This is a genomic window from Acidovorax sp. GW821-FHT10E03, assembly GCF_059415205.1.
Genome location: NZ_JBWKMU010000004.1, coordinates 321,706 through 334,491 on the forward strand (window position 1 = coordinate 321,706; position 12,786 = coordinate 334,491).

A 12,786-nucleotide genomic window follows, 5' to 3' on the forward strand; every position below is an offset into this window, starting at 1 on the left:
ACAGGCACGGCGGCGGATGCCCAGGCTTCGGGATGGGGTCCCGTTGCGGACGATCAGCTACCCACAAAAAGGAGCAAAAAAAACCGCCGGACAAGGTCCAGCGGCATTTGCCATCCTGATGGGGGGTGCCCCCTCGGCAAGCCACCATCAATCCGTCACCAGGCGGGCCTTCACGGCCTTGCCCTTCACCCGGCCCTGGTTCAGGCGCTGCGCGGCCTGGGCGCCGATGGCGCGGTCCACCGCCACGTAGGTGGAGAAGTCGTTCACGTTGATCTTGCCGATCTGCTCGCGGCTGTAGCCCATCTCGCCGGTCAGCGCGCCCAGCACGTCGCCCGCGCGGATCTTCTCCTTGCGGCCGCCGATGATCTGGATGGTGACCATGGGCGGCACCAGCGGGCCGCTGCCTGCGGGCGTGAGCTCCGCCACCGGGAACCAGCGCGACTCCCGGCCCTGCAGCACCTCGATCTTGCCCACGCTGCCCATCTCGTCCAGGCTGGCCAGGTTGAGCGCCAGGCCCTCGGCGTCGCCCCGGCCCGTGCGGCCGATGCGGTGGATGTGCACCTCGGGGTCGGGCGTCACGTCCACATTGATCACGGCGGCCAGGTTGGCGATATCAAGCCCGCGCGCCGCCACGTCGGTGGCCACCAGCACCGAGCAGCTCCTGTTGGCGAACTGCACCAGCACCTGGTCGCGCTCGCGCTGCTCCAGCTCGCCGTACAACGCCAGCGCGCTGAAGCCCTGCGCCTGCAGCACGCCCACCAGGTCGCGGCACTGCTGCTTGGTGTTGCAAAAGGCGATCGACGATTCGGGCCGGAAGTGGTTGAGCAGCTGGGACACCGCGTGCAGGCGCTCGCTGTGCTTCACCTCGTACCAGCGCTGCTCGATCTTGCCCTCGGCATGCTGGGCCTGCACCGTGATCTGCACCGGCGCCTTCATGAACTGGGCGCTGAGCTTGGCGATGCCCTCGGGGTAGGTGGCCGAGAACAGCAGGGTCTGGCGGGCCGAAGGGCACTGGCGCGCCACGGTGGCGATGTCGTCGAAGAAACCCATGTCGAGCATGCGGTCGGCCTCGTCGAGCACCAGGGTGTTGAGCGCTTCCAGCGAGAGGTGCTGGCGCTCCAGGTGGTCCATCACGCGGCCGGGCGTGCCCACGACGATGTGGGCGCCGTGCTCCAGGCTCAGCGTCTGGGCGCGCAGCGGCACGCCGCCGCACAGGGTCACGACCTTGATGTTCTCTTCCGCGCGCGCCAGGCGCCGGATCTCGGTGGTCACCTGGTCGGCCAGCTCGCGCGTGGGGCACAGCACCAGCGCCTGCACGGCGAAGCGGCGCGGGTTGAGGTTGGCCAGCAGGGCCAGGGCGAAGGCGGCGGTCTTGCCGCTGCCGGTGCTGGCCTGGGCGATCAGATCCTTGCCCAGCAGCGCGGGCGGCAGGCTGGCCGCCTGAATCGGAGTCATTTGCATGTAGCCCAGCTGCTGCAGGTTGGACAGCATGGCAGGGCTCAGGGCCAGCGTGCTGAAGTCAGTGCCGGCTTGGTTTTCTTTGGAGGTCATGGCCCGATTATCCCGCCCGGGGTATCCGGGCAACTACCTTGCACGCGCGCAAGGTCTATCGGCTATAACGGAAGAACGTGCTGGCGATCTCCACGGGGCCGCGTGCAGACCGCCACACCTTCTCAGCACCGGGTGGGACATGCCAGATTCAATCAACGCAGCCAACGCCCCTGGCCAGGGGGGCTCCAGCGACTCGCTGCTGCGCCTGATCGCCGATTCCGTGCCCGCATTGATGGCGTACTTCGACCTGCCCGGCCTGCGCTGCCAGTTCGCCAACCAGGGCTACGCCGCCTACAACGGCCACACGACCGAATCGATCCTGGGGCTCACGGTGCAGGAAGCCATTGGCGACAAGGCCTGGCAGGTGATCCAGCCGCATGTGGAGCGCTCCACGCGCCGCGAGCACGTGAAGTACACGCGCGAGCAGATCCTGCCCAATGGCGAGACGCGCATGATCGAGGTCAACCTGATCCCGCACTTCGGCGCCGGCTCGCAGCAGCTGGGCTCGTTCGTGCTGATCACCGACATCACCGAGCGCTGGCGCGCGGAACGCCAGGTGCGCCAGAGCGAAGAGCGCATGCGCAAGTTCACCGAGGCCACGGACGAGGCCATCGTGTTCCACCGCGACGGCATCATCACGGACGGCAACGAGGCGCTCACCCGCCTGGTGGGCTACGGGCTGCAGGAGGTGCTGGGGGTCTCGATCTTCCACTTCATCAGTCCCGAATGGCGGGCCGTGGCGCTGGACTACACCCGCAGCGGGCGCGAAGACCCCTACGAAGTGACCATCCGCCACAAGGACGGGCATGCCATCCCCGTCGAGGTGGTGGGCAAGACCATGCCGCTGCACCATGCGGACTACCGCATCGTGGTGGTGCGGGACATCACCGCGCGCAAGCAGGCGCAGGAGCGCGAGGCCTTCATCGCGCTGCACGACACCCTCACGCAGTTGCCCAACCGGCATTTCCTGATGGAGCAGCTGTCGCAGGTGCTGTCGCTGGCGCGCAGGCGCCACGGCCGCGCGGCCGTGCTGTTCGTGAACCTGGACCATTTCAAGACGGTGAACGACTCGCTCGGCCACCACGCGGGCGACCAGTTGCTGTGCAACGTGGCCGAGCGGCTGCGCCAGGGCGTGCGCGATGCCGACGTGGTGGCGCGGCTGGGCGGCGATGAGTTCGTGGTGGTCCTGACCGACGTGCAAAGCCCCGATGACGCCGCCAGGGTGGCCGACAAGCTGCTCGACTCCATGCACGGCGTGTTCACGCTCGACCAGGTGCCGCTGACCGTCTCGCCGTCCATCGGCATCAGCCTCTTTCCGGAGCATGCCGCCACCGGCGACGCGCTGCTGCGCTGCGCCGACGCGGCCATGCACCACGCCAAGGAAAGCGGCCGGGGCAACCGCCAGTTCTACGAACCCAGCATGGAGGCCAGCGCCATCGATGTGCTGCAGCACGAGCGGCTGCTGCGCGAGGCCATCGTCCACAACGCCTTCGTGCTGCACTACCAGCCCCAGATCTGCCTGGAAGACGGCTCGCTGCGCGGCTTCGAGGCCCTGGTGCGCTGGCGCCATCCCCAGCGCGGCCTGGTGGGGCCGGATGAGTTCATCACCTTCTCGGAATCCCGCGGCCTCATCACCCCCATTGGCCGCTGGGTGATGCGCGAGGCCTGCCGCCAGCTCCGGGAGTGGCAGGACCAGGGCTTGGCCATGGTGCCGGTGGCGGTGAACCTGTCGGCCCTCGAATTCCGCCAGCGCGACGTGGCGGGCGAGATCGCGGCCATGCTGCACGAGACCGGGCTGGCACCGCAGTATCTGGAGATCGAACTCACCGAATCCGTGCTGATGCACCAGACGGGCCAGGTGCTGGACACCCTCAATGCCCTCAAGGCACTCGGCGTCGGAATCTCCATCGATGATTTCGGCACCGGGTACTCATCGCTGGCCTACCTCAAGCGCTACCCGATCGACAAGCTCAAGATCGACCGCTCCTTCGTGGTCGACACCCCGGACAACGCCGACGACGTGGCCATCGTCACCGCCATCATCCAGATGGGCCGCAGCCTGCAGATCAGGACCGTGGCCGAGGGGGTGGAGACACAGGCGCAGGTGGATCTGCTGGCGGGCCTGGGGTGCGACCTGATCCAGGGCCATGTGGTGTCGGTGCCCCGGGACGCCGCGTCCATCCTGCGCTGGATGCGCGACTTCCACGGCCTGGAGCCCCTGCTGGCGGTCAATTCCTGAGGCCCTCCGCGGCCCCGGCGCCAGCCCGTCACACAAACACGTTCCCGGCTTGTGGACAATAGGGGCATGCCCCTCATTCCCGACTTCATCGCCCCCACCCGCCACACCGACCCGGCCGAAGCGCTGGCCCAGGTGCAGCGCATCTACCAGCAACAGATCGGCCACCTGCGCGATGCCATGCAGCGCTTCGTGGCGGGCGAGACGCCCGAAAGCGCGGTGCGCGCGTTCTATCCCTTCGTGCGGGTGCACACCACCACGGTGGCACGGGCGGACTCCAAGCTGGCCTACGGCTTCGTGGAAGGCCCCGGGCGGTACGAAACCACCCTCACCCGCCCCGACCTGTTCGCCAACTACTACGCCGAGCAGTTCCGCCTGCTGCGGGCCAGCCACAACGTCGAGCTGGAGGTGGGCACCAGCGCGCACCCCATCCCCATCCACTTCTCGTTCGCCGAGCACGACCACATCGAGGGCACGCTCACGGCCGAGCGCCGCATGCTGATGCGCGACGTGTTCGACCTGCCGGACCTCGCGGCCATGGACGACGGCATCGCCAACGGCACCTGGCAGGCGCGCCCGGGCGAGGCACAGCCGCTGTCGCTGTTCACCGCGCCGCGCGTGGACTACTCGCTGCACCGCCTGCGCCACTACACGGGCACCGCGCCCGAATGGTTCCAGAACTTCGTGCTGTTCACCAACTACCAGTTCTACATCGACGAGTTCGTGCGCCTGGGCCACGCCGAGATGGCCAGGGAAGACAGCGAGTACGTGGCCTTCATCGAGCCCGGCAACGTGGTCACTCGCCGCGCGGGCCTGCCCGCGCAGCCGGGCGACGAGCTGGGCATCGCCCCGCCGCGCCTGCCGCAGATGCCCGGCTACCACCTGGTGCGCAAGGACGCGAGCGGCATCAGCATGGTCAACATCGGCGTGGGGCCGGCCAACGCCAAGACCATCACCGACCACATCGCCGTGCTGCGCCCGCACGCGTGGATGATGCTGGGCCATTGCGCGGGCCTGCGCAACAGCCAGCAGCTGGGCGACTATGTGCTGGCCCACGCCTACGTGCGCGAGGACCACGTGCTGGACGAGGAACTGCCGCTGTGGGTACCCATCCCGGCGCTGGCCGAGATCCAGATGGCGCTGCAGCAGGCCGTCGCCGACGTGACGCGGGTGCCGGAGGACCAGCTCAAGCGCATCATGCGCACCGGCACCGTGGCCAGCACCGACAACCGCAACTGGGAACTGCTGCCCGACAACATGCCCCAGCGCCGGTTCAGCCAGAGCCGCGCCGTGGCGCTGGACATGGAAAGCGCCACCATCGCGGCCAACGGCTTTCGCTTCCGCGTGCCGTATGGCACCCTGCTGTGCGTCTCCGACAAGCCGCTGCACGGCGAGATCAAGCTGCCGGGCATGGCCAACCATTTCTACCGCGAGCGCGTGGACCAGCACCTGCGCATCGGCATGCGCGCCATCGAGATCCTGCGCAACGGCGGCGTGGACAGGCTGCACAGCCGCAAGCTGCGCAGCTTTGCCGAAGTCGCCTTCCAGTGACGACAAGAAAGAAGCAGCGCCCCGTCTCCCATGCCCCTGGACTTCCTCACGCTCATGGCGGCGATGGCCGCCAACCTGTTCATGATCTCGGCCGTCCTGCCGCTCATCATGGGGCGGGATGTGAGCCGCGCCGCACGCCACGTGCAGGCCAGCATGCTGCTGCAGGCGCTGGCCTGGGCCGCCATCATCGCGTCGTCCTCGCTATGGGACCGGGCGCTGTCCACGCTGTCCATCGCATGCAACGCCGCTGCCCAGTGGATGCTCTACCGCGCGCTGGAAGAATGGCTGGGCCCCCGCCCCCTGCGGCGTGTGCTGCTGGCGCTGGTGGTGGCCGCGCCGCTGGGCTACACGCTGGGTTTTGACCACTACGCCTGGCGCGTGGGCTGGGCCAACGGGCTGATGGCGGTCATCCTGTGCATCGTGGCGCGGGCCACGCTGTACCCGCTGGTGCTCGCCGACGTGCGCTGGCGCAGCCTGCTCCTGGGCTGCCTGGCCACCTCGGCCGCCTTCACCCTGGCGCGCGGGCTGCTGGGCGCCTTCACCGACGAGTACCCCAGCTTTCGCACGCCGCACCCGGTCAACCTGGCCGCGGCGCTGGCCACCAACGTGAGCCTGGTGCTGGGCACCGTCGCCGTGCTGGTGGCCTGGCGGTACGAGGCAGAGCAGAAGCTGCGCACGCTGGCCATGACCGATGGGCTCACGGGCCTGCTCAACCGCCGAGGCTTCACCACCCAGGGCGAAAACCTGCTTTCGCATGCATGGCGCCACCGGCTGCCGCTCACCGCGCTGATGCTGGACCTGGACCACTTCAAGCAGATCAACGACACCCACGGGCACGACGCGGGCGACCGTGCGCTGCAACTGTTTGCGCGGCTGCTGGGCGACACCTGCCGCAGCGGCGACCTGATTGCGCGGCTCGGGGGCGAGGAGTTCGGCGTGCTGATGCTGCACAACACGGCGTCGGCGGGCGTCTCGTTCGACCGGCGCCTGCGCCACAAGCTGCATGACGCCAGCGCGGCAGAACTGGGCTTCATCCTGGACTACAGCGCCGGCATGGCCGTGCTGCAGCCCGGAGAATCCAGCCTGGCGGCCCTGATGGCACGGGCCGACAGCGCGCTCTACGACGCCAAGGCCACGGGCCGCGGCCGGCTGACCGCCGCCACCTGAAGACCACCTCCGGGCAACGGCAGGCGGTCAGGGAACGATCAGCGCCGCGACATCGTGCGCCGCCCCCTGGCGCTCCAGCGCCAGGTGCGCGACGAGGCTGGACCGGTCCGCGGGCGTGCGCTGCTGGGACAGGAAGCGCTTGCCATCGAGGCGGGTGACTTCGATCTCGAAGCCCCGCAGATGCAGCGCCGCCTCGTCGATGAAGGCAGGCGAGGCATCGTGCAGGGACCACGGCTGCGCACGGTGCGCCTCCTGGGACGCCGTGAGCGCGGCAAGGTGGTCCCTCATCCAGCCGCCGTCGTCGACGAAACGGATGCGCCCCCTGACTTCCACCGCCACATAGTTCCAGCTGGGGGCCAGGCGCGCGCTGCGCTGGCCGTTCACGTACCAGCGCGGAGAAATATAGGCATTGGGACTCTGGAACACCGCGAGCACCTCCGCGCCCTGCGGGACAGACCGCGCCAGCGTGTGCATGCGCGCCACATGGCCCTGAAGCAGCCCCAGGCCGCCGCCTTCGGCCAGCAGCAGAAGCGGAAGCAGGTGGGCCTCCAGGCCCGCGTGCGCCGCCGCGACCACGGTCGCCAGGGGGTAGGAGCGCACCAGGCCCTGCAGTTCGCGGACATCGTCGATGGAGAAGAGGGATTGGCTGTACATCGCACGGGCTCAAAAAAAGAGGGAAGTCTGGCCGTTGCGCACGCGCGCGTCTTGAAGGTTTCGGCCAACGCCGTCAGGGCAAGCAGGGCGCCCGCCGGACCAGCGGCGCCGGTGCCGGCGCGGCGGGCGTGAAGCCCCCGTAGCGGCGGAACTCGCGGGTCATGTGCGCCTGGTCGGCATAGCCCGCCGCCAAGGCGACCTCGCCCAGCGAAGGGCGGCCGGCCTGCAGCAGGTCCATGGCGCGCTGAAAGCGCAGGATGCCCGCCAGGCTCCGCAGGGGCAAGCCCGCCACCGCCGCCATGTCCCGGCGCAGCGTGCGCGAGGAGGGTACGGCCCAGCCGCCACCGCCTTCCTCCACGGTCTGGCCCTGCCGCACCATCTGCTCGATGGCCGCGAGCGCCCGACCCTGGGCCGCTGCCACCGAGGCCCGGGCCGCCAGCGCGCGGGCGGTGGAGCGCAAGGCCTGCTCCACGCCCCGCAGCGTGCGCGCCTGCAGCAAGGGGTTGGTGGCACAAGAAGGACCCAGCATCCGCGCGGCCTCGGCGCCGAAAACCGTCCGGTTGCGCAGCGCCCTGGGCGCCGTGCCCAGGCAGGCGCCGCCCCAGCCCATGTGAAAACGCACCCCGAGGACGACCGTCGCGGCGCGCAGGCTCACGAACGCGGGCTGGTCGGCGGGGCCCGCGATCACCGGCCAGACGGACGCCACCATGCCATCGGGCCGCAGGGCGCAATGCACCACCAGGTCCATCCTGCCGTCCGGCAGCACCAGTTGCCGGCCTTGGGCCGCCGCGTCGTAGCGCCAGACGGCTTCGATCCGGGTCGCATCCAGGGCGTCCAGCGGCAATTCGACATAGTTGGTATCGGCGGGGCTGGGTTTCATGGTGCAGGCAGGATGGCGCATTTCTCGTTCAAAGGGGCGGGCGCTCTGCGGGGGGGCGGCCATCATCCGCCGCGCGGCCCGGGGTGCCAGCATGGCACACAATCAGGCCATGACCGCACTCTTCGAAGCCCTGCAACTGCGCAAGCGCTATGGCAACACCACCGTGGTGGACGATGTCTCCTTTTCCATCGCTCCCGGCGAATGCCTGGGCGTCATCGGCCCGAACGGCGCGGGCAAGACCACCACCATCCGCATGTGCCTGGGCCTGACGGCGCCCGACGGCGGTGCGGTGCACTTCACACCCGCGCCGGGCGGCGCCCCGCTGCACATGCCGCGCGATGCCCTCGCCATCAAGGCCCAGCTGGGCGTGGTGACCCAGTTCGACACCCTGGACCCCGACTTCACCTGCGCCGAGAACCTGCGCGTGTTCGGCCGCTATTTCGGGCTCAAGGGCCCGGTGATGGACGAGCGCGTGCCGCGCCTGCTCGACTTCGCGGCGCTCACGCACAAGGCGAACGCCAAGCCGGGCGAACTCTCGGGGGGCATGAAGCGGCGCCTGAGCCTGGCCCGCGCACTCGTCAACGACCCGCGCCTGCTGCTGCTGGACGAACCCACCACGGGGCTGGACCCGCAGGCCCGCCACCTCATGTGGGAGCGCCTGCAGTTGCTGCTCCAGCAGGGCAAGTCCATCCTGCTGACCACCCACTTCATGGACGAGGCCGAGCGCCTGTGCTCGCGCCTCCTGGTGCTGGACCACGGCAAGAAGATCGCCGAGGGCCGCCCGCGCGAACTGATCGCGCAGCACCTGGAGCCGGACGTGGTGGAAGTGTTCGGCGTGGGCGCCGTGGCGCTGGCCGAGAATGCCGCCCTGCGGGCCCTGGCGGCGCGCGTGGAGATCAGCGGCGAGACGGTGTTCTTCTACACCCAGAACGCAGGGCCCCTGCTGCAGGCGCTGGGCGCGCACCCGCACCTGCGCACCCTGCACCGGCCGGCCAACCTGGAGGACCTGTTCCTCAAGCTCACGGGGCGGCAGATCCGCGAGGATGGCTGAACTGAAGTCTGGATCAGTGCACTCCGGTGCGCCACGCTTCACGCAACGGCGAAAACTGACACAGCGCAAGCCGGTGCCACCCTGGAACTGGCTTTGCCAGGCCACGGGTGGCGTCCCCCTCCCGCGAAGCGAGACAGAGGGAAGGCGCGAAGCGGCTCAGGGGGTGCGTGGTTTCACCTTGCTGGCCGCCAGCTTGGCATTGGTGCGCGCCGTTTCCACCTCGGCCGCACGCGCCAGTGCCACGCCCATGCGGCGCTTGGCAAAGCTCTCGGGCTTGCCGAACAGGCGCAGGTCGGTGCCAGGCACGGCGAGGGCCTCGTCCACGCCGTCGAACACGATGCCCTGGGCCTCCACGCCGCCGTAGATGACGGCGCTGGCGCCGGGGTTGCGCAGGCTGGTATCGACTGGCAGGCCCAGGATGGCGCGGGCGTGCAGCTCGAACTCGCTCTGGTGCTGGGTGCACAGCGTGACCAGGCCGGTGTCGTGCGGGCGCGGGCTCACCTCGCTGAACCACACCTGCTCGCCCTTGACGAACAGCTCCACGCCGAACAGGCCCTGGCCACCCAGGTTGTCCGTGACCGCCTTGGCGATCTGGCGCGACTTCTCCAGCGCGGCCGGGTGCATGGGGTGGGGCTGCCAGCTTTCCACGTAGTCACCGCTCACCTGCACATGGCCGATGGGGTCGCAGAAGCTGGTGGCGATCTGGCCGTCCGCGCCCACCGAACGCACGGTGAGCTGGGTGATCTCGTAGTCGAAGTCGATGAAGCCCTCGACGATGACACGGCCATGGCTCACGCGGCCGCCGGCCATGGCGTAGTCCCAGGCCTTTTGCACGTCGGCGGGGCCGTCGATCTTGCTCTGGCCCTTGCCGGAGCTGCTCATCACGGGCTTGACGATGCAGGGGTAGCCAATTCCGGCATCGATGGCCGCCTGCAGTTCCTCAAGCGAGTTGCAGAACTTGTACGGGCTGGTGGGCAGGCCCAGCGTCTCGGCGGCCAGCACGCGGATGCCTTCACGGTCCATGGTCAGGCGCGCGGCGCGGGCGGTGGGGATCACGCGCACGGTGCCGGCGGCTTCCAGCTCTTCGAGCATGGGCGTGGCGATGGCTTCGATCTCGGGCACCACCAGGTGGGGTTTCTCGGCCTTGATCAGGGCCTTGAGCTGGGCCGGGTCGCTCATCGTGATGGTGCGCTGGTGGTGGGCCACCTGCTGGCCGGGGGCGTTCTCGTACCGGTCCACGGCGATGGTTTCCACACCCAGGCGCTGCAGCGCGATCAGCACCTCCTTGCCCAGCTCGCCCGAGCCCAGCAGCATGACTTTGGTGGCATGGGGCGACAGCGGGGTTCCGAGGGTGGTCATGGGAGGTTTTCCAGAAAAAAGTGAGGACGGGCGGCAGAAAGGGTCGTGAAGCCGCGGCGATCGGCCAACTTTAATGCACGGGTTGCGCGCCCCGCCACCCCGGCCACAGGGCGTGCGGACTATTTTTTGCGCCGGGTGGATCCAGGCGGCGCTGGCGCGCGTACTCCCAGGGGCAGCAGACCGTTCTTGGGACCGCTGCGCTTTTTCAACCCACTGAAGAAAAGGGAAATACCATGCACACCCAGCCATTGCGCTCCCGTTTCGCGGCCCTGACGGGCGCACTTGCCGCCACGGCCCTGCTGGCCGCCTGCGGGGCGATGAAGCAGCCCACCCCCAGCCCCATGTTCTCGCAGGACAGCCTGCCGGACGCCATCAAGGTACCCGCCGGCAACCGGGTCGCCATGGAAACCATCGGCGTGGGCGACATCACCTATGAATGCCGCGACAAGGCCAACGCGCCCGGCCAGACCGAATGGGTGTTCGTGGGCCCCAAGGCGGTACTGAACGACCGCAGCGGCAAGCAAGTGGGCACCTACTACGGCCCACCCGCCACCTGGGAGTCGGCCGATGGCTCCAAGCTGACGGCCACCCAGTTGGCCGTGGCGCCATCGGGTGCAGGCAACCTGCCCTACCAGCTGGTCAAGGCCCACCCCGCCATGGGCGGCGGCGCGATGGCAGGTGTGACCTTCATCCAGCGCGTGGCCTTGAAGGGCGGCGTGGCGCCTGCCTCGCCCTGTGCGGCCGCCAACAAGGGCGAGCGCCAGAGCGTGAAGTACCAGGCCGACTACATCTTCTGGAAAGCGGCGTAGGCCGCTGCCCGCCCCGCCGCGCACCGCTTCGCGCATCTATCCGCATTGCGGGGCCAGCGCGTGGGGGTAGGGATTGATGGCACGCCCTAGTACTGCTTGTACGGCAGGAACTTGCCCGACAGCACCACCTTCACGCGGTCGCCCTTGGGGTCGGCCTCGCGCGTGATGTCCATGCTGAAGTCGATGGCGCTCATGATGCCGTCGCCGAACTCCTCGTGGATCAGTTCCTTGATGGTCGTGCCATACACGCTCACGATCTCGTACCAGCGGTAGATCAGCGGGTCGGTGGGCACGGACGTGGGCAGCGAGCCCTTGTAGGGCACGACCTGCAACCACTTCTGCTCCTCGGCCGTGAGGCCGAAGATCTTGCCCAGCACCTTGGCCTGCACGGGCGATGCGGTCATCTGGCCCAGGCACAGGGCGGTGGTCCACTCCTTGGACTGGCCGACCTTCCTGGCAATGGCATCCCATTGCAGGCCCTTGGCGACCTTGGTGCTGATGATCTTCTCGGTGACGTCGTTGCGGTTCATGGGGCTCCTTGGGGGCGGGTGTCGGATCAGTGCGCTATGGCACGACCGCAAGCAATGCCCGTGCCCGCCGGCCCCACAGGCCCGTGGGGCGGTGGACACGGCCACCTATCCACCCCCGGCCCGACACAGCACAATAAGCCCATGCAATCCGTATCTCCCTCCGCGGCAACCGCTGCCGCCCCGCCCCTTGCCTCCGTCTGGCGCGCGCCCAGCCTCTCGGCGCGCTGGTGGCCCGTGTTCCTGCGAAACCTGCTGGTCTGGCGCAAGCTGGCCATCCCCAGCCTGGTGGGCAACATCGCCGAGCCGCTGATGTGGCTGGTGGCGTTTGGCTACGGCATGGGCGCCCTGGTGGGACAGGTGAACGTGGGGACGGCGGGCGGCGCGACGACGCAGGTGCCGTACATCCTGTTCCTGGCCAGTGGCTCGATCTGCATGAGCGCGATGAACGCCGCCAGTTTCGAGGCGCTGTACTCCGCCTTCTCGCGCATGCATGTGCAAAAGACCTGGGACGGCATCATGAACGCGCCGGTGCGGCTTGACGACGTGGTGCTCGCCGAAATGCTGTGGGCCGCCTTCAAGGCGCTGTTCACGGTGACGGCCATCCTGGGCGTGATGCTCGCGCTCTCCATCAGCCACAGCCCCAAGCTGCTCGTGGCCTGGCCGGTGCTGCTCTTCGTCGGCATCATGTTCTCCAGCATCGCGCTCATCTTCAACGCACTCGCCAAGGGCTACGATTTCTTCACCTACTACTTCACGCTGGTGCTCACGCCCATGATGTTCCTGTCGGGGGTGTTCTTCCCGCGCGAGCAGCTGCCGCCCATCGTGCGCGCCATCTCGGACTGGCTGCCGCTGACCAATGCGGTCGAGCTGGTGCGGCCCCTGTTCATGGACCAGTGGCCTGCCAATGCGCTGCGCCACGGGCTGGTGCTGGTGGTGACCACGGTGGTGGCCTTCTGGGTGGCCCTGGCGCTCACGCGCAGGCGCTTCAAGGCCTGAAC

General features: G+C 68.8%; 11 protein-coding genes. 6 read left to right on the forward strand and 5 right to left on the reverse strand.

The window, feature by feature from the left end; all coding sequences use genetic code 11:
- Positions 1 to 147: 147 nt before the first annotated feature.
- Positions 148 to 1,551 (reverse strand): ATP-dependent RNA helicase DbpA, encoded by a 1,404-nt coding sequence (dbpA, locus tag AC07OD_RS09530; protein WP_218293094.1) that lies wholly within the window; start codon positions 1,549 to 1,551, stop codon positions 148 to 150.
- A 139-nt stretch (positions 1,552 to 1,690) separates the two neighbouring features.
- Here dbpA and AC07OD_RS09535 point away from each other — a divergent pair, with 139 nt between their 5' ends.
- The 3 genes from AC07OD_RS09535 to AC07OD_RS09545 all read left to right on the forward strand — a co-directional run bounded on the left by AC07OD_RS09535 (position 1,691) and on the right by AC07OD_RS09545 (position 6,505).
- Positions 1,691 to 3,790: a putative bifunctional diguanylate cyclase/phosphodiesterase gene (locus AC07OD_RS09535; protein WP_218340570.1), complete on the forward strand. Its 2,100-nt coding sequence runs from the start codon at positions 1,691 to 1,693 to the stop codon at positions 3,788 to 3,790.
- A gap of 66 nt (positions 3,791 to 3,856) precedes the next feature.
- Complete coding sequence (locus AC07OD_RS09540; RefSeq protein WP_218293092.1) at positions 3,857 to 5,338, forward strand: AMP nucleosidase; 1,482 nt, start codon at positions 3,857 to 3,859, stop codon at positions 5,336 to 5,338.
- A gap of 30 nt (positions 5,339 to 5,368) precedes the next feature.
- Positions 5,369 to 6,505, forward strand: coding sequence for a GGDEF domain-containing protein (locus AC07OD_RS09545; RefSeq protein WP_218293091.1), 1,137 nt, complete (start codon positions 5,369 to 5,371; stop codon positions 6,503 to 6,505).
- Between the two features lie 27 nt (positions 6,506 to 6,532).
- Here the strand turns inward: AC07OD_RS09545 and AC07OD_RS09550 are convergent, their stop codons facing one another.
- Both AC07OD_RS09550 and AC07OD_RS09555 read right to left on the reverse strand, forming a co-directional pair.
- The gene (locus AC07OD_RS09550) at positions 6,533 to 7,159 is read right to left on the reverse strand and encodes an FMN-binding negative transcriptional regulator (RefSeq protein ID WP_494596317.1); all 627 of its coding nucleotides are present in this window, start codon (positions 7,157 to 7,159) and stop codon (positions 6,533 to 6,535) included.
- A 73-nt stretch (positions 7,160 to 7,232) separates the two neighbouring features.
- Complete coding sequence (locus tag AC07OD_RS09555) at positions 7,233 to 8,039, reverse strand: helix-turn-helix domain-containing protein (RefSeq protein WP_494596319.1); 807 nt, start codon at positions 8,037 to 8,039, stop codon at positions 7,233 to 7,235.
- A gap of 109 nt (positions 8,040 to 8,148) precedes the next feature.
- Here AC07OD_RS09555 and AC07OD_RS09560 point away from each other — a divergent pair, with 109 nt between their 5' ends.
- Positions 8,149 to 9,090: an ATP-binding cassette domain-containing protein gene (locus AC07OD_RS09560; protein ID WP_218293088.1), complete on the forward strand. Its 942-nt coding sequence runs from the start codon at positions 8,149 to 8,151 to the stop codon at positions 9,088 to 9,090.
- Positions 9,091 to 9,246: 156 nt separating this feature from the next.
- On the opposite strand, the gene purT is transcribed toward AC07OD_RS09560, so the two are convergent.
- The gene (purT, locus tag AC07OD_RS09565; RefSeq protein ID WP_494596322.1) at positions 9,247 to 10,449 is read right to left on the reverse strand and encodes a formate-dependent phosphoribosylglycinamide formyltransferase; all 1,203 of its coding nucleotides are present in this window, start codon (positions 10,447 to 10,449) and stop codon (positions 9,247 to 9,249) included.
- A 233-nt stretch (positions 10,450 to 10,682) separates the two neighbouring features.
- Between purT and AC07OD_RS09570 the strand changes: the two genes are divergently transcribed.
- Entirely contained in the window at positions 10,683 to 11,258 is a 576-nt protein-coding gene (locus AC07OD_RS09570; protein WP_494596324.1) for a DUF3455 domain-containing protein, read from the forward strand.
- Between the two features lie 86 nt (positions 11,259 to 11,344).
- Here AC07OD_RS09570 and cynS read toward each other — a convergent pair whose 3' ends face one another.
- Positions 11,345 to 11,788, reverse strand: a complete 444-nt coding sequence (cynS, locus tag AC07OD_RS09575; RefSeq protein ID WP_492254537.1) for a cyanase — start codon at positions 11,786 to 11,788, stop codon at positions 11,345 to 11,347.
- A 141-nt stretch (positions 11,789 to 11,929) separates the two neighbouring features.
- Here cynS and AC07OD_RS09580 point away from each other — a divergent pair, with 141 nt between their 5' ends.
- Positions 11,930 to 12,784, forward strand: coding sequence for an ABC transporter permease (locus tag AC07OD_RS09580; RefSeq protein ID WP_494596327.1), 855 nt, complete (start codon positions 11,930 to 11,932; stop codon positions 12,782 to 12,784).
- Positions 12,785 to 12,786: the final 2 nt, after the last annotated feature.